We start from the raw sequence: 16,817 nt of genomic DNA, 5'->3' as shown, positions 1-16,817 counted from the left end.
GGGCTAGGAGAGGCCCTTGGCGATATCCATCCGCCCCGCGTCGCCCACGCTGCTGCCGCCGTCGACGTCGAGGATCGCGCCGGTGATGTAGGTGGCAGACGGCGAGCTCAGGAACACCGCCGCCTCGGCGATTTCGTCGATTTCGCCCCAACGCTTCAGGGGGATGCGGTTCTCGCTCGCTTCCTTGAGCGCAGGGTTCGGGGCAAGGCGCGCCATGCCCTCGGTGCCCGCGATGGGTCCGGGCGAGATGCCGTTGACGCGCACGTCCGGCCCCCACTCGATCGCGAGCGTGCGGATGACCTGGTTGACCCCTGCCTTCGCGGCGCAGGCGTGGACCTGCAAGGCCATCGCCTGTTCGGCCTGGCCCGCGGTGATGGCGATCAGCGAGGCGGGTTTCGCCAGCAGGTCGTGACACGCGCGGAACGTGTTGAACGTACCCAGCAGGTCGATGTCGACGACCGTCTTGAAAGCGTTGGCCGACATGCCGAGCGCGGGAGCGAGGAAATTGCCCGCCGCGCCCGCGACCACGATGTCGAGCGGGCCGAAGTCGCCACTCGCCTGTTCGAGCGCGCCGCGGATCGCGCCGAAATCGCGCACGTCGGCGGAAAGCCCCAGTGCGTCGGACCCGATTTCCCCCGCCGCGCGCGCGGCCTTTTCGGGGTCGCGCCCGCAGACCGCGACCTTCGCGCCGAGCGCGGCGAAGCGTTTCGCGATGCCGAGGTTGATCCCGCTCGTCCCGCCGGCGACGAAGGCGACCTTGCCCTCGAGCAGGCCGTCGCGGAACGCCGAGGCCCCGCCGCTCACATCGACCTCGCGATCAGCATCTTCATGATCTCGTTCGATCCGCCGAAGATGCGGGTGATCCGGCTGTCGCGGTACATCTTCGCGATCGCGTATTCGTTGATGTAGCCCCAACCGCCGTGGAACTGGAGGCACTTGTCGACCACCTCGCCCTGGAGCTCGGTCAGCCAGTACTTGGCAATCGAGGCGGTGGTGACGTCGAGCTCGCCCTTCAGCACCTTGGCGATGCAGTCGTTGAGGAACACCTTGGCGGCGGTCGCCCGGGCCTTGAGGTCGGCGAGCACGAACTGGGTGTTCTGGAAGTCCCAGATCGTCTTGCCGAACGCCTTGCGCTGCTTGACGTATTCGACCGTCGTGTCGAGCGCCTTCTCGATCGTCGACATCGCGCCCACGGCGATCACCAGGCGCTCCTGCGGCAGCTCGCCCATCAGTTGGTAGAACCCGCGCCCCTCGACCCCGCCGAGCACGCTGTCCGACGGGAGGTAGACATCGTCGAAGAACAGTTCGCTGGTATCGGCAGCGTCCTGCCCGATCTTGTCGAGCTTCTTGCCGCGACGGAAACCTTCGGCCCCTTCGGTTTCGAGCACCATCAGGCTGATGCCCTTGGCGCCTTCCTTGGGATCGGTCTTGGCGACGACGATGATCAGGTTCGCGAGCTGGCCGCTCGAGATGAAGGTCTTGGCCCCGTTGAGGCGATAGCCGTTGCCGTCCTTGATCGCGGTCGTGGTGATGCTCTGCAGGTCGGAACCGGCACCCGGCTCGGTCATCGCGATGGCGCTGATCAGCTCGCCGGAGACGAGCTTGGGCAGCCACTTCTTTTTCTGCTCCTCGGTCCCGTGGCGGACGATGTAGGGCAGGATGATCACGTTGTGTAAGGACGCGGCGAACCCGTCGACGCCCTTTTCCGCCTGTTGTTCGAGCACCACCAGATCGTGTCGGAAATCGCCGCCGTGGCCGCCGTATTCTTCGGGCACCGTCATGCCGAGAAGGCCGGCCGCCCCGGCCTCGCGCCAGAACTCAGCCTCGACCTGCCCGTCCTCGCGCCATTTCTCGACGCGCTTTGGCGGCGCGTGCTGTTCGTAGAACTTGCCGACCGCGTCGCGGAAGATCGCGATCTCCTCGTCGGCCATGAACTCGGGATCGGGCACGTCGACGACGGGCATGGGCGTGGGTCCTCTCGTTTGATTCTTGTCTTGGCGGGAGCGTATCAGGCGGGTAGCGATCCGCAACGGAATTTTCCGCTTACGTAAAGGGCAGGCATGATCGAGAGTGGCCCCACCTCGCAAAGCTATATCAGCCAGCGCACCAAGCTGCATTACGCGGACTGGGGAAACCCCGATGCACCGCCGCTTATCCTGCTCCACGGCGGGCGCGACCACTGCCGCAACTGGGACTGGACCGCCGAGCGCTTCCGCGACGACTGGCACGTGATCTGCCCCGACCTGCGCGGCCACGGCGACAGCGAATGGAACAACAACGGCGTCTATACGACGATGGGCTATGTCTACGACCTCGCCCAGCTCGTCCACCAGCTGGGCCTCGAGCCGGTGACGATCGTCGCGCATTCGCTGGGCGGCAACATCGCGACCCGGTACACCGGGCTCTATCCCGATAAGGTACGGCGGCTCGTCGCGATCGAGGGCCTCGGCCCCAGCCCCAGGATCATCAAGGAGCGCCGCGAACGCCCCTACGGCGACCTGTGGACCGGCTGGATCAACAAGAAGCGCGAGGCGAGCGCACGACAGGTGCGCAAGTATGACACCTTCGAGGATTGCCTGAAGCGGATGCGCGAGGCGAATAGTTACCTCTCTGCCGAACAGGCGCGCCACCTCACCCTGCACGCGGTGATGCGCAACGAGGACGGCACCTTCAGCTGGAAGTTCGACCCCCATCTGCACGCCTGGCCGCCCGACGACGTGCCCACGAGGGGACAGCACGCGCTGTGGGCCGCGATCACCTGTCCGACGCTGATGATCTACGGCGCCGATTCCTGGGCCAGCAACCCGGAGAAGGACGGGCGGCTCGCGCACTTCGGGCTCAATGTGAAGGTGAGCGAATACGAACGCGCCGGACACTGGGTGCATCACGACCGTTTCGAGGATTTCGTGGCGGAGGTTGCGGCCTTTATCGGCTGAGCGGCTTGAAGGTCGCCCGTGCGGCGGCCGACCTGCCAATCGGATAGGTTCTGGACGAACGGGAAGAAATAGTTTCAATTCCCGGCGCTTAACATCAAGGGAGCGGGTGAATGCGGAAGCTGGGTCTAGGGTGCGGGATTGCGGCGGTGGTCATGCTGGCGGCGGCCGTCCCCCTTTCGGCGGAAACCCCCCGGCGAGAGGAGATCGCGCAGATCGTCTCGGCGCGGCACGACGCGACGGTCGAGGCGCTGAGAAACTGGATCGCCCTGCCGACGATCGCGGCCGAGCGCCGCAACACCGCCGAAGGCGCCGAGTACATGCGCCAGCTTGCGCTCGATGCGGGCTTCCAGCAGGCCAAGGTGATTCCCACCGATGGTGTCCCTGGCGTCTTCGCCACGCTCGATGCGGGTGCGGACACGACCCTGGGCATCTATTTCATGTACGACGTGAAGCAGTTCGATCCGGCGGAATGGTCGTCGCCGCCACTCGAAGGCGCGCTCGTCGACCGCCCGGGCGAGGGCAAGACCCTTGTCGGCCGCGGCGCGGTCAACCAGAAGGGTCCGGAAACCGCCTTTCTCGCGGCGATCAAGGCCATCCAGGCAAGCGGGCGGCGGCTTCCGGTGAACCTCGTGCTGGTGGCCGAAGGGGAGGAGGAGGTGGCCTCGACCAACTTCCATCAGGTCGTCGTCGTACCCGAAGTGCGCGATGCGCTGGCCAAGAGCATCGGCGTGTTCATTCCGGCCGCCGCACAGGGCAGCGAAGGCAATGTCACCATCACCCTCGGCGCGAAAGGAGCGGTCGAGTTCCAGCTTGTCGTCGGGGGCGAAACGTCCGATGCCTATCCCAGGACCGACATCCATTCATCGAACCACGCGCGGATCGAAAGCCCGGCGTGGCGGCTGGTCAAGGCGCTGAACACGCTGGTCGCCGACGACGGACATACCCCTGCGATCGACGGCTGGTTCGAGAACGTTCGCCCGCTCTCCCCGCGGCAGAAGGAACTGATCGCGCAAGGGGCCGCGCAGAACCCCGAGTCCGAAGCGAAGAAGCTGCTCGGGGTTGGGCGGTGGATCGACGACGAACCCTACGTGACCAGCCTCGAACGGCTCGTGTCGCAGCCGACGGTCAACATCCAGGGCCTGGTCAGCGGCTACACCGGACCCGGCGGCAAGACAGTGCTTCCGGGCCGGGCAGAGGCGAAGCTCGAGTTCCGGCTGGTCCCCGCGATGACCAAGGACGAGGCCGTCGGAAAGCTGAAGGCGCACCTTGCCAAGCGCGGTTTCGACGACGTGCGGGTGACCGTTTCGGGCGGATACGGGCCGAACGAAACTGACGAGGACAGCGCGTTGATCAGGGCCCAGAAGATCCTCTTCGAGCGTAGCGGCGTCCCCTATTCGATCACGCCGCGCAACGCAGGGAGCTGGCCCGGCGTCATCTTCAACGGCGCGCCGCTCAACCTGCCGGCATCGCAGTTCGGGGTCGCGCGCGGCGGCGGCGCACACGCTCCCGACGAATGGTTCCTGATCGAAAGCAACAACCCGAAGGTCAACGGACTCGACGAAGCCACGATGGCGTTCGTCGACTATCTCTACATCGTCGCGGAAGAAGCCGGAAAGTCGGGCGGATAGGCGAACGGCGAGGCTGCGCCGTCGGGGCCGGATCGGTGCCCGCCGCCGGTTCTAGCCGGCCACCGTTCCGGCGGCCTTGAGCGCGGCTGCCTCGTCCCCGTCGATTCCCAGGGTCCGGAGAATGTCGTCGGTCTGATCGCCAGGCATCGGTGCGGGACGCGGCGCGGCGGTCGCGGTGCCAGAGAAGCGCGGCGAGGGTGCGGGCTGCATCGCGCCGCCGACATCCACGAAAGTCCCGCGAGCCCGGTTGTGCGGGTGTTCGTAGGCCTCGCTCATGGTGAGGACGGGGGCGTAGCAGACGTCCGTGTGCTCCATCAGCGCGTCCCACTCGGCGCGGGTCTTCGTTCTGAACAACGCGGCGAGCCTGTCCTTGAGCGCGGGCCACGCCTTGCGGTCGTGCTGGGCATCGAATTCGGGATCGTCGGCGAGGCCCGCCAGCCGGCGCAGCTCGGCGTAGAACTGCGGCTCGATGCTGCCGATCGATACGTACTTGCCGTCGGCCGTTTCGTAAGTGTCATAGAAGTGCGCGCCGGTGTCGAGCAGGTTGACGCCCAGGTCCTCAGACCACACGCCCATCGCGCGCATCCCGTGCATCATGCTCATCAGCACCGCGGTGCCGTCGGTCATCGCGGCGTCGATCACCTGGCCCTGCCCTCCTCGCGCGACGTTGAGCAGCGCGGCGACCATGCCGAACGCAAGCATCATCCCGCCGCCGCCGAAGTCCCCGACCATGTTGATCGGCGGGGTCGGCTTGCCGCCCGCGCGGCCGAAGTGCGCCAGCGCGCCGGCGAGCGCGATGTAGTTGATGTCGTGCCCGGCATAGGCTGCATAGGGCCCCGTCTGGCCCCAGCCGGTCATCCGGCCGTAGACGAGCTTCGGGTTATCGGCGAGCAACTCCTCCGGCCCCAGCCCGAGCCGCTCCATCACCCCGGGACGGAAGCCCTCGACGATCCCGTCGGCACTCGCGCAAAGCCGCCGGGCGAGCGCGACGCCTTCGGCGGTCTTGAGGTTTATCGCGATCGACTTGCGCCCCCGCGCGAGCACGTCCTTGGTCGTCACCGGCTGCGAGCCCCCGCGCGAGCCGCTTGCGCGGTCGATGCGGATAACCTCGGCCCCGTGGTCGGCGAGCATCATCCCGCAGAACGGCCCGGGCCCGATCCCCGCAAACTCGACGATGCGAATCCCTTCGAGCGGTCCCGGCATCAGCGGCCCTTCCAGTTGGGGCTGCGCTTCTCGGCGAAAGCGGCGGCGCCTTCGCGCGCGTCCTCCGACGTGAAGACCGGAGCGATCAGTTGTGCCTGCCGGTCGTACCGCTCGTCCATCGGCCAGCCGCGCGATTCCTTTACGATGGCCTTCGACACCCGCACCGCGAGCGGTCCGTTGGCGACGATCTTCGCCGCCAGATCGAGCGCTCCCTCGAGCGCCGAACCCTCGACCACCTTGTTGATCAGCCCCAGCTCGTAGGCCCGGTCCGCGTCGATGAATTCACCGGTCAGCGCCAGTTCCATCGCGATCCGCTCGGGGATCTGGTCGGGCAGCATCATCACCCCGCCCGCCGCCGCGACGAGCCCGCGCTTGACCTCGGGTATGCCGAACTTCGCCCCCGCGCTCGCGACGACGAGGTCGCACGCGATCATCAGCTCGAGCCCGCCGGCGAGCGCGTAGCCCTCGACCGCGGCGATCAGCGGTTTCTTCGGCGGCGCCTGCACCACCCCGCCGAACCCGCGCCCCTCGACCGAGGGCGACTCGCCGCGCAGGAAGCCCTTGAGGTCCATGCCCGAGCAGAACGTACCGCCCGCCCCGGTCAGCACGCCGACACGCAGGTCGTCGTCGGCGTCGAGCCGGTCCATCGCTGCCGCGATCCCCTCGGCGGCCGCCTTGTTCATCGCGTTCTTCGCCTCGGGACGGTTGATCGTGACGATCAGGACCCCGTCGCGCACCTCGGTCAGCAATTCATCGCTTGCGGTCTCTGCCACGGCGCTCTCCCATTTCTCTTTGCAACTCGTCTTGTGCGAGTTGTCGGCAAGGTTTACGCTTGCGTCAACCTGATTCCAGAAACGTGAGAGGATACGACTGATGGCCGAGGCCTACATCATCGACGCGGTGCGCACCCCCCGGGGCGTGGGCAAGGTCGGCAAGGGCGCGCTGGCGCACATGCACCCGCAGCACCTGGCCGCGACGGTGCTCAAGGCGATCGCCGAGCGAAACGACCTCGACACGAAGGACGTGGACGACGTGATCTGGTCGACCTCCTCGCAGAAAGGCAAGCAGGGCGGCGATCTTGGCCGGATGGCCGCGCTCGACGCCGGCTACGACGTCACCAGTTCGGGCATGACGCTCGACCGGTTCTGCGGCGGCGGCATCACCTCGGTGAACCTCGCCGCGGCGCAGGTGATGAGCGGGATGGCCGATCTCGTCGTCGCCGGCGGGACCGAGATGATGAGCTACACCTCCTCCGCGATGCAGGAGGAGATGCAGGCCGGCATCCGCCCGCTCGGGATGGGCGCGGGCAACGAGCGCCTGCGCGGCGTTCACCCGCAGAGCCACCAGGGGGTGTGCGGCGACGCGATCGCGAGCATGGAAGGGTTTACCCGCGAGGAGCTCGACGCGCTCGCGCTGCGCAGCCAACGCAACGCCGACCGGGCAATCAAGGAAGGGCGCTTCGCGAAGTCGGTCGTGCCGGTCTACGATGAGAGCGGGACGCTGGTGCTCGACCGCGAGGAATTCCCCCGTCCGGAGACGACCGCCGAGGGCCTCGCCGAGCTCAAGCCCAGCTTCGAGAAAGTCGCCGACGCCCCGCTCGACGAAAAAGGCACGACCTTCCGCAAGCTGATCAACCAGAAGTATCCGGACCTCGAGATCAGGCATTTTCACCACGCGGGCAACAGCTCGGGCGTGGTCGACGGGGCGGCGGCGATCCTCATCGCGAGCAAGGACTACGCGAAGGCGCACGGGATGAAGCCGCGCGCCCGCATCGTCGCCACCGCGAACCAGGGTGACGACCCGACGCTGATGCTCAACGCCCCCGTCCCGGCGGCGAAGAAGGTGCTCCAGAAGGCGGGCCTCACCAAGGACGACATCGACCTGTTCGAGATCAACGAGGCGTTCTCGGTGGTCGCGGCGAAGTTCATCCGCGACCTCGACCTGCCCGAGGACAAGGTCAACGTGAACGGCGGCGCGATGGCGCTGGGCCACCCGATCGGTGCCACCGGCTCGATCCTCATCGGCACCATCGTCGACGAGCTCGAGCGCACGGGCGGCCGTTACGGCCTCGTCACGATGTGCGCCGCGGGCGGCATGGCCCCGGCGATCATCGTCGAACGGGTCGACGACTTCGTCGACTGAGGCGGGTCGGGCATCGGGGGGCGGGCTTTGACAAATGACCCGCCGCTTGCTAGATAGTTTCACAAGAAACTAATCACCGGAGACTGCTCATGCCCGACCTGTTCGAAAACCCCGCCGGCCTCGACGGATTCGAGTTCGTCGAGTTCTGCGCCCCCGAAAAGGGCGTTCTGGAGCCGGTGTTCGAGGCGATGGGCTTCACCCGCGTGGCGCAGCACCGGTCGAAGGACGTGCACCTCTGGCGGCAGGGCGGCATCAACCTGATCGCCAACTACGAGCCGAAAAGCGCCGCCTGGTACTTCGCCCGCGAGCACGGACCTTCGGCCTGCGGCATGGCGTTCCGCGTGCGCGACGCGAGGCTGGCGTATGACCACCTGCTCGCGAAGGGCGCAGAGCCGGTCGCCGTGCAGACCGGGCCGATGGAACTGCACATTCCCGCCATCCGCGGCATCGGGGGCGCGATCCTCTATCTCGTCGACCGGTACGAGGACGAGCAGGGCGAGGGCCTGTCGATCTACGACATCGATTTCGAATACCTGCCCGGCGTCGACAAGCACCCCGAGGGTGCCGGCTTCCAGCGCATCGATCACCTGACGCACAACGTCTACGGCGGCCGGATGAAATACTGGGCCGATTACTACGAGACGCTCTTCAACTTCCGCGAGATCCGCTATTTCGACATCAAGGGTGAATACACCGGCCTCACCAGCAAGGCGCTCACCGCGCCCGACGGCAAGATCCGCATTCCCCTGAACGAGGAAGGCAAGAGCGGCGGCGGCCAGATCGAGGAATTCCTGCGCGAATTCAACGGCGAGGGCATCCAGCACATCGCCCTTATCTGCGACGATCTCGTCGCCGCGTGGGACAAGCTCAAGCAGTTCGGCGTGCCGTTCATGACCGCGCCGCCGGCCACCTATTACGAGATGCTCGACGAACGACTGCCGGGCCACGGCGAGGACGCCGAGGCGCTCAGGATGCGCGGCATCCTCCTCGACGGGACCACCGATGGGGGCCAGCCCCGCCTCCTGCTGCAGATCTTCGCGCAGGCGCAGGTCGGCCCGGTGTTCTTCGAGTTCATTCAGCGCAAGGGCGACGAGGGCTTCGGCGAGGGCAACTTCAAGGCGCTGTTCGAAAGCATGGAGCGCGACCAGATCCAGCGCGGCGCGCTCAAGATCGAGGAACCCGCGGAGTAGAAAGCGATGCCGCTCATTAGCGAAGAACGGGCCGCCCGGGCACGCGAGATACTCAGGCAAAAGCTTTCCATGCCACTGGGATGCTGGGGCGGCGACAAGACGGTGATGAGCGAGACCGAACTCAAGGCCCGGCTGGGCTGGAAGGATGCGACGAAATGACCGAGAAACCGATCAGCCTGGGCGGCATTCACCACGCCGCCTACCGCTGCAGGGACGCCAAGGAAACCGTCGAGTGGTACGGCCGCGTCCTCGGCATGGATTACACCACCGCCTTTGCCGAGGATCACGTGCCCTCGACCGGCGAGTATGACCCGTACATGCACGTGTTCCTCGATGCGGGTAACGGCAACGTCCTCGCCTTCTTCGAATTGCCCAACCAGAAGGACATGGGCCGCGACGAGAATACCCCGGCGTGGGTCCAGCACCTCGCATTCAAGATGGGGAGCGAGGAGGAACTGCTCGCGGCCAAGGCACACGTCGAGGCCCAGGGCATCGACGTGCTCGGCCCCACTCATCACGGGATCTTCAAGTCGATCTACTTCTTCGATCCCAACGGCCACCGGGTCGAGCTTGCCGCCGACATCGGTACCGACGAACAGTACGCCGAACTCAAGCGCGTCGCCCCGATGATGCTCGACGAATGGTCGCAGACGAAGAAGGCGCCGCGCCACGCGGACTGGCTGCACGAGATCGCGCGCAAGGAACACGCGTCTGGCAAACCGTAACCTTTGTCGTCTAAGGCGCGCGCCATGACTGGCGCCGCCCCCCGGACGATCAAGGTCCTCACCGTGTTCGGGACGCGTCCCGAGGCGATCAAGCTGTTTCCGCTGGTGCACGCGCTCGAGGTAGATTCGCGCTTCGAGGGGCGCGTCTGCGTGTCCGGCCAGCACCGGGGGATGCTCGACCAGGTGCTCGAGATCGCGGGGGTAGAGTCCGACCACGACCTCGACCTGATGCAGCCCGACCAGACGCTCGATGCGCTGACGGCGAACCTCTTGACCGGGATCGGCCGGGTGCTCGACGCGGAGAAGCCCGACTGGGTGGTCGTCCAGGGCGATACCGCGACCGCGATGGCCGGCGCGCTCGCCGCCTATTACCGCAAGATTCCCGTCGCCCACGTCGAGGCAGGCCTCAGGAGCGGCAACATCCACCACCCCTGGCCCGAGGAGGTCAACCGCAAGATCGTCGGCGCGTTCGCCGCGCTGCACCTCGCGCCGACCGAGACCGCGGCGGCGGCGCTGCGGCGCGAGAACGTCGATCCGGCCACGATCCACGTCACCGGCAACACGGTGATCGACGCGCTGCACTGGGTGACCGCGAAGATCGCGTCAGAGCCTGGACTGGCGGCGGGTCTTGCGGCGCTTGAGGAACGCTTCGCGGGCAAGCGGATCATCGGCATGACCACCCACCGGCGCGAGAACTTCGGCGAGGGGATGGAAGCGATCGCGCACGCGGCCCGGCGCCTGGCGATGCGCGACGACGTCGCGGTGATCTTCCCGGTCCATCTCAATCCCAACGTGCGCGCGGTGATGAACCACGCGCTGGCGGGTCTGGGCAATGTCGCCTTGATCGAGCCGCTAGACTACCCGCACTTCGCCCGCCTGCTCGACATAAGCACGCTGATGCTCAGCGACAGCGGCGGCGTGCAGGAAGAGGCGCCCGCGCTCGGCAAGCCGGTGCTCGTCATGCGTGAGACGACCGAGCGGCCCGAGGGTGTCGAGGCGGGCACTGCGAAACTGGTCGGCACCGATGCCGATCGCATCGTCGAAGAGGCGACGCGCCTGCTCGACGACCCGGCGGCGTATAACGCGATGGCCCGCGCGCACAATCCGTTCGGCGACGGGAAGGCGACCGCGCGGATCGTCGAACTGCTGGCGGCGAACTAAACACGTTTCCGCTAAATTTACCCCTTCCGCCTAGACCTCGACGCCGAGGCAATTGCAGGAAAACCATGCGCGGCGAGGCCAATCCGGAAGTATGCGTCATCGGGCTCGGCTACATCGGCCTGCCCACCGCCGCGGTGATCGCCCGCAGCGGCTGCCGGGTGACCGGGATCGACGTGAGCCAGCAGGTGGTAGACACGATCAATCGCGGCGAGATTCATATCGAGGAAGTCGATCTCGACGGGCTGGTGCGCGGTGTCGTCCAACGCGGACTGCTGCGCGCGTCGATCGAGATCGCGCCGGCCGACGTCTTCGTGATCGCGGTACCCACCCCGTTCGAGAAGGACGGCAACCACACACCCGACATCTCCTCCGTGATCGCGGCGGCGACCTCGCTCGCGGCCGTCCTCAAGAAGGGAGACTGCGTGATCCTCGAGTCGACCTCGCCGGTCGGAACCACCGAGGCGCTGCGCGACCGGCTTGCGGACCTGCGGCCCGACCTTGCGATGCCGGGCCTCGGCGGAGGCACGCCCGACGTGGCGATCGCCTACTGCCCCGAACGGGTGCTGCCCGGCCGTATCCTGGAGGAGCTGACAAACAACGACCGCTCGATCGGGGGGATCACCCCCCGTTGCGCACGCGAGGCCCTGGCGTTCTACAAGTTGTTCGTGCGCGGCACCTGCGTCACCACCGACGCCAGGAGCGCCGAGATGACCAAGCTCGTTGAGAACGCCTATCGCGACGTGAACATCGCGTTCGCCAACGAGCTTTCGATGATCGCTGATCGCATGGGCCTCGACGTGTGGGAGGTCATTCGTCTCGCCAACCGCCACCCGCGGGTGAACATCCTTCAGCCCGGTCCGGGCGTCGGGGGACATTGCATAGCCGTCGACCCATGGTTCATCATTCACGGCGCGCCGGAGGAGTCGCGGTTGATTCGCACCGCTCGCGAAGTCAACGACGCCAAGATGCGGCACGTCCTCGCCCGGGCCACCGCGCTGATCGAGGCCAACCCAGGCTTGCTGGTCGCCTGCCTCGGTCTCGCCTTCAAGGCTGACATCGACGACTTCCGCGAAAGCCCGGCGCGGTTTATCGCCGTAACCCTGGCGCGACGGTTCGGCGAACGAATCCGCATCGTCGAACCCTTTGCGGGCGATCTACCGGCCGAGTTCGCTGGGACAGGCGCGACCCTCGTCGATCTCGACACCGTACTCGAGACCTGCGGCGTGCTGATCGTGCTGGTCGACCACAAGCTCTTCCGTGTCGTGCCAGGCGAGCAGCGCTCGGGCGCGGTGATCTATGATACCCGGGGCATTTGGACCGACACCGAAAGTGCCGTCGGCCCGCCGAAACTGCGCGTAGCAGGCTGACTTTGAGCAGCCCAACCGGAAAGATATGGGCTGCGACGCCCCCCAAGTGAGTCGAGCACCTCGGCTTCAAGGTCGGTAGAGACGGCGAGTTGCTGTCCGCCGAGGCGCATGTCGTGGCCCAGTGAATTGATATGCTGGTACCACCACCACGGCATCTTCAATTCGATCTGCCATTTCGATCCCATTAGTGACCAGGTCCAGCCCGTCGCCGGCATAGCAACCGACAAAAATACGCCGAGCTCAAACGCGTGGCGCCGCTGATGCTCGACAAGTGGTCGCAAAAATGGCTCCCAGCCGCGCCGAATGCATGCACGAGATTGCCCATACGGAACACCAGAAGCAGTGACCACAAGGACCGTGAAGACTTCTGGACCTCAAGTCGACGCGCGCTGAAAGATCCTATGTACCCACTCCACGGCAGACAGCCTGTACAGCCGTGCAATTGCACGGCTGGCGCTGTGCTGTTCTCCCAGACTCAAAGTGGTGAGCGCGAGGGCTGCGGCAAGCCACCGAAGAGGTCTCGGCGCGGCGCAATGACGGCACCCGAAGCAGAGAGCTGCCCTTGGGGCTGCACTTTGATCGTCCGATTGGTCGAGATCGGGGCACGATAGCCTCAATTACCCAAAGCGTAGCGTCCGGAGCCTTGTCGTGGTATACTCGCTCCATCATCAAGAGCAGGCTTACGCCTCGCCAACCTGTCCGCCCGGATAAGGTGGTTTCCGTTCTCACGGGATGTGGCCGACACGGCAACGCGCGGGCTTCGGAAATCGCAAGCGTGAGCCTCCAACCAAGGAGACTGCCATGCCGCTGTGCTTTATCGACTTTCACTTGGGCGTGCTGCCTGACCATACTCCGGGCCAGTGGATCGAGGCGTCTGCCTTGATCGACGGACCTCGCGCGTTTCATTTTGAAGCGCGCCTCTGCAATCGGGCGCCATCGGGTGACCTGTCGCAGTACCGGGTCAGCAGCAAGGTCGAGGGTCCTTTCACCGCACCGACTATTTTGGCCCTCCTGACGCTCTGCACCTTGCCGCCTTTCACCCCCACCGACGACAGCATGGACATCTTCGTCCACGGGGACAGATGGCTCACCGACGGCGCGCTCGCCCGGTTAATGAACCCTTCGGTCGCTCTGGAGGTAACGCTCAATGACATCCCGAGAAGGTGTCAGGACGCCTTGGTCAAGCAGCTTGAAATGGCAAGCACAGCTGTTTGTCCAGCCGGAATATCTCTCCCCTAGCGCGAACGTTGCAACTCGACGACGGAGAGCTGTCGAAGTTCAGCATGATTGCCATGGCTCGAGTATGCGGGAATATTTGCTCGCCCCCGCCCGATCGCATCCACGACGTTGCCTTGGACGGGATAGACGGCCTGCCACGGGGAGCGGCAGACCAAATCTCTTGACGCGAGGATCGAAGGGGACAAATGCGTGCGCGTGAACACTGATCACCAACGCTTCAGGCCCGACCCTTCCCGCCGCCTCGCTCCGACAGCCGGCTGACCTGGGAAGCTTGGGTGATTACCAGTGTCCTGATTGCCGCCTACCTCGCTGGCATACGCGCGTTGCTGGGCAACTAACGCGCAAGTTAGGCCGCATCCGTCCTGAAGAGGGTGACCTGATCTTACCATCCGCGCACTTGTTTTCGCAGGGAAGCTCTGCATCTGGCATCCCAGGCAGGTCTCGTGGAGGCCCCGGTCGATTCAACGAAATGCCAGCTCTTCGTCCTCGATGCCCGCGTAGAGGCCGATGCGAACCGCATCGGCGCTCGAGCCCGCCCCGAGCTTCCTGAGCACGTTTCCCCGATGGATCTCGACGGTTCGCGGACTGATTCCGAGTATCTGGGCAGTGTCCTTGGTAGAATTGCCCTCGACCAGCAGTTGGAGCGTATGGCGCTCGCGCGTCGACAGAAGCGCCACCTTTTTGCGCGCGTCGATGCGCCGCCCTTGCGCGACGTCCAACGACGCAAAGCGCTCGACAATTTGCTCGAGCACGGTGTGTATGGATTCCTCGTCAATCGGCCAAGTAAGATAATCGACTGCACCCGAGAGAACCGCCTCGACGACCCGTGACGTTTGCGGTGTTCGCGCATACAGCGCTACCGGTAACGCTTTGCCCATCCTCGTGAAATGCGCATGGAGTTGGCTGAGAGGATCACCATCACAGTCGTCGTTGACGAAGACGATACCTTCGCGCGGCCCAAACTCGATAAATTCCTTGACGCTCTCATAGACTTGGGAAGGCACGTGTTTCGAAAAATCAAATGCCGCCTTCGCCCGACGGCGCGGATCGGAATCGATCACGTGCAGTTTGCTGGAGATCATTACAATGGTATTATTTTTTATCAAATCCCTGATCTCCTAGAACTCCTAGAACGAGTACGCTTTTTACATCCACTCCACGAATCTCCGCCTCCCTTTAGATGAACCGGTGCGCGTGGCGGAACATCGCGATAAATGGTGCAGGCAAAAAGCATTCGAGGCAATAGAAAGTACTTCAAGGCGTGTACCCCGGATGGGCGCTTAGTTGAATCGTGGGGCAGTTTTCGTGCGATCGCGCGGGATCGCCTGGCTGTGCCTGGGCCGTTCGTGTATCCTTCAAATCCGCCACGCGTAAATGTCACGGAGCGCCAACCGCGATTGCGCTGGCGCAGACAGCAAGGCGGCCGTACGCTGCGCGCCGCCAATGGCAGGCCGTGCACGATTGTCCGTTGATGGTACACAGGCGCGAAGCCCCGCGGATCGGGCTCGAAAAAAGGACTATCCAATCGATCCCGAGGCCCGGCGACAAGACGGGCGTGATAGGCCGTAGCGGTATCGGGACCGGCGAAAAAGACGCCGCGTCGGGAGACTTCTGTTCGAAGGCCAACCAAGTATATGGCTTATCTCACATCGCAATGGGAGGATGAAGAATAATATCTGCGAGACAGATTAGAGCGGCGCGAGCTCTGATTGGATGGACAGCTGAGGATTTGGCCGAGCAATCGGGCGTGGGGTGGGCTACCATCCAGCGGTTAGAAACATCCGATGGCGTTCCACCTTTCAGGCGTGGCACGCTCGCAAGGGTCAAGGCAACGCTTGAGACCGAGGGTGTCGAATTCGTTGGCGACCCGCTCACCTCGCCGGGGGTGCGGCTGCGCTGCAGCGTGGCCCCGTGAGACCGCTTCGTATCGTGCGGGCGGCAACTTTTCGAGAGGTTGCGCAGATCGGCGAAAGAAATCAGAATCCCAGGAGCCTTTTGAGTGATTGCGTTGGATCGCACCTCCTTATGGTCGGCACCTGTCTTCCCCCGGCTCGAGTGCGAGGCATGTGTCCAAGCTCGGTTCCGATGCAGCATCGTCCGGGACCCGAGAAATGCCAGGTCGGCCTCGCGAACGCACACCGAAGAACGGTGGCTTGGAAGTCCCTATCGCCCCAGAGGCCGGGCGATCACTTGCCCCTAAAGGTGGGAATGGACTTTGGGTTTGCCGTAGAAGAACCCACGCCACGCATGCAGTGCCATCCCGTGACCCGCTCAACCTCAAGCTCGGCGGGGCCCTTGGTCTCTCACCCAGTGCCCCCGTCTTTCGACCGTCCTCGAACACGGCCGTCGAGGGCGGTTGGCATTAGCCACCTTGGCAACAGTCCGCCGCAAACAGGCCCAGCCGAAAAGACGGCCGCATCGTCGACATTGGTGCGACGCGGGCCGTGCCGGGTTGTCCGGGCCTCACGGGCTCTGGCTGACGTTTTCTGCGAGAGGCGGTGATGAACCTCCTGTTTCCATCCCTCTGACCATCATGCGCAGCGCGAATTCGAGGCGCTCGTTATCTTTCGCCAACGGAAATCTCGGGAAATTGAACGGCAGTGCCACGATGCCATGGATCGCCCCCCATAGGGTTTGAGCGGCTATGTCCACGTCCACGGGCGTCATTCGCCCCGCCGCGATCGCTTGCAAGATTGCCTCCTTGAGCAGGCGGTATGACGTTCCCTCGCGGGGGTCGAGGTTTGGAAGGGGGCCCTCCCGCTTGAACAGTTCGGCGTCTTCGCCAGGAACCTTGGCCTGGAGGAAGGTCAAGCGAAAGGCTGTCGACTCGGCCGTCGCAAAAGTTGCGTAAGACCTCAAAACCGCCACCACCCGATCCATCGGGTCCTCGTGGGCAGCGAAAGCCGCCAAGGCGTCGTCTCGCATCCGATCGACAGCATCCTGCCATATGCTGCGCACGAGCTCGAGATGGTTGCTGAAATACCGGTACAAGGCTGCTGGCGAGTATCCGCTCTGACGAGCGATGTTCCGCATCGTGACCGCAGTGTAGCCTTCTTCGGCATACACCTTGCGAGCCACCTGAAGAATGCGAGCGCGCGTTTGCGCCTGCTCGGCGGGGGTCTTTGGTTTCTTGGGCAAGCCGGCTCTCCTGACGAGCTCAGCCCTAGACGAATTTGTCTCGCCTGAAAATCAAGGTGGACACGTTAACTTAACGCGTTTAGTCGAA

At 64.9% G+C, this 16,817-nt stretch carries 15 protein-coding genes and 1 riboswitch; of the genes, 9 read left to right on the top strand and 6 right to left on the bottom strand.

Going from position 1 to position 16,817, the window contains the following annotated elements; translation table 11 throughout:
- Positions 1 to 3: 3 nt before the first annotated feature.
- Both N0B51_RS10610 and N0B51_RS10605 read right to left on the bottom strand, forming a co-directional pair.
- Positions 4 to 804: an SDR family oxidoreductase gene (locus N0B51_RS10610; RefSeq protein WP_259962324.1), complete on the bottom strand. Its 801-nt coding sequence runs from the start codon at positions 802 to 804 to the stop codon at positions 4 to 6.
- On the bottom strand, positions 801 to 1,964 hold the full coding sequence (locus tag N0B51_RS10605; RefSeq protein WP_259962322.1) for an acyl-CoA dehydrogenase family protein: 1,164 nt from the start codon (positions 1,962 to 1,964) through the stop codon (positions 801 to 803). Before N0B51_RS10605 ends, N0B51_RS10610 begins: the two co-directional genes overlap by 4 nt.
- 96 nt (positions 1,965 to 2,060) lie before the next feature.
- Here N0B51_RS10605 and N0B51_RS10600 point away from each other — a divergent pair, with 96 nt between their 5' ends.
- Together N0B51_RS10600 and N0B51_RS10595 are read left to right on the top strand one after the other, a co-directional pair.
- Complete coding sequence (locus N0B51_RS10600) at positions 2,061 to 2,936, top strand: alpha/beta fold hydrolase (RefSeq protein ID WP_259962321.1); 876 nt, start codon at positions 2,061 to 2,063, stop codon at positions 2,934 to 2,936.
- A gap of 110 nt (positions 2,937 to 3,046) precedes the next feature.
- Positions 3,047 to 4,564 carry a M20/M25/M40 family metallo-hydrolase gene (locus N0B51_RS10595; protein WP_259962320.1) on the top strand — a complete coding sequence of 506 codons (1,518 nt, stop codon included), beginning with the start codon at positions 3,047 to 3,049 and terminating at the stop codon, positions 4,562 to 4,564.
- Positions 4,565 to 4,615: 51 nt separating this feature from the next.
- On the opposite strand, the gene N0B51_RS10590 is transcribed toward N0B51_RS10595, so the two are convergent.
- Together N0B51_RS10590 and N0B51_RS10585 are read right to left on the bottom strand one after the other, a co-directional pair.
- A complete protein-coding gene (locus N0B51_RS10590; protein ID WP_259962319.1) occupies positions 4,616 to 5,767 on the bottom strand; it encodes a CaiB/BaiF CoA transferase family protein in 1,152 nt (383 codons plus the stop codon).
- Positions 5,767 to 6,540 (bottom strand): crotonase/enoyl-CoA hydratase family protein, encoded by a 774-nt coding sequence (locus N0B51_RS10585; protein ID WP_259962318.1) that lies wholly within the window; start codon positions 6,538 to 6,540, stop codon positions 5,767 to 5,769. The genes N0B51_RS10590 and N0B51_RS10585 overlap by 1 nt, the downstream gene beginning before the upstream one ends.
- Before the next feature lie 100 nt (positions 6,541 to 6,640).
- Between N0B51_RS10585 and N0B51_RS10580 the strand changes: the two genes are divergently transcribed.
- From N0B51_RS10580 to N0B51_RS10550, 7 genes are all read left to right on the top strand, one after another.
- On the top strand, positions 6,641 to 7,909 hold the full coding sequence (locus tag N0B51_RS10580; protein ID WP_259962317.1) for an acetyl-CoA C-acetyltransferase: 1,269 nt from the start codon (positions 6,641 to 6,643) through the stop codon (positions 7,907 to 7,909).
- 89 nt (positions 7,910 to 7,998) lie between these two features.
- A complete protein-coding gene (gene hppD, locus N0B51_RS10575; RefSeq protein ID WP_259962316.1) occupies positions 7,999 to 9,099 on the top strand; it encodes a 4-hydroxyphenylpyruvate dioxygenase in 1,101 nt (366 codons plus the stop codon).
- 6 nt (positions 9,100 to 9,105) lie between these two features.
- Positions 9,106 to 9,258: a hypothetical protein gene (locus N0B51_RS10570; RefSeq protein WP_259962315.1), complete on the top strand. Its 153-nt coding sequence runs from the start codon at positions 9,106 to 9,108 to the stop codon at positions 9,256 to 9,258.
- Positions 9,255 to 9,824, top strand: coding sequence for a VOC family protein (locus N0B51_RS10565; RefSeq protein WP_259962314.1), 570 nt, complete (start codon positions 9,255 to 9,257; stop codon positions 9,822 to 9,824). Before N0B51_RS10570 ends, N0B51_RS10565 begins: the two co-directional genes overlap by 4 nt.
- 24 nt (positions 9,825 to 9,848) lie before the next feature.
- Positions 9,849 to 10,985: a non-hydrolyzing UDP-N-acetylglucosamine 2-epimerase gene (wecB, locus tag N0B51_RS10560; RefSeq protein ID WP_259962313.1), complete on the top strand. Its 1,137-nt coding sequence runs from the start codon at positions 9,849 to 9,851 to the stop codon at positions 10,983 to 10,985.
- A 65-nt stretch (positions 10,986 to 11,050) separates the two neighbouring features.
- Positions 11,051 to 12,352 carry a UDP-N-acetyl-D-mannosamine dehydrogenase gene (gene wecC / locus N0B51_RS10555; protein WP_259962312.1) on the top strand — a complete coding sequence of 434 codons (1,302 nt, stop codon included), beginning with the start codon at positions 11,051 to 11,053 and terminating at the stop codon, positions 12,350 to 12,352.
- Positions 12,353 to 13,012: 660 nt separating this feature from the next.
- A riboswitch (SAM-I-IV-variant riboswitch) is annotated at positions 13,013 to 13,116 on the top strand.
- A 37-nt stretch (positions 13,117 to 13,153) separates the two neighbouring features.
- Complete coding sequence (locus N0B51_RS10550; protein WP_259962311.1) at positions 13,154 to 13,591, top strand: hypothetical protein; 438 nt, start codon at positions 13,154 to 13,156, stop codon at positions 13,589 to 13,591.
- Positions 13,592 to 14,052: 461 nt separating this feature from the next.
- Here the strand turns inward: N0B51_RS10550 and N0B51_RS10545 are convergent, their stop codons facing one another.
- Positions 14,053 to 14,652, bottom strand: coding sequence for a response regulator transcription factor (locus tag N0B51_RS10545; RefSeq protein WP_259962310.1), 600 nt, complete (start codon positions 14,650 to 14,652; stop codon positions 14,053 to 14,055).
- A 1,402-nt stretch (positions 14,653 to 16,054) separates the two neighbouring features.
- Positions 16,055 to 16,729: a TetR/AcrR family transcriptional regulator gene (locus N0B51_RS10535; protein ID WP_259962309.1), complete on the bottom strand. Its 675-nt coding sequence runs from the start codon at positions 16,727 to 16,729 to the stop codon at positions 16,055 to 16,057.
- Positions 16,730 to 16,817: the final 88 nt, after the last annotated feature.

The sequence above is a fragment of the Tsuneonella litorea genome (assembly GCF_025154015.1).
In the GTDB taxonomy this organism is placed as follows: domain Bacteria; phylum Pseudomonadota; class Alphaproteobacteria; order Sphingomonadales; family Sphingomonadaceae; genus Tsuneonella; species Tsuneonella litorea.
This window is presented reverse-complemented; position numbering and strand designations above follow the sequence as displayed.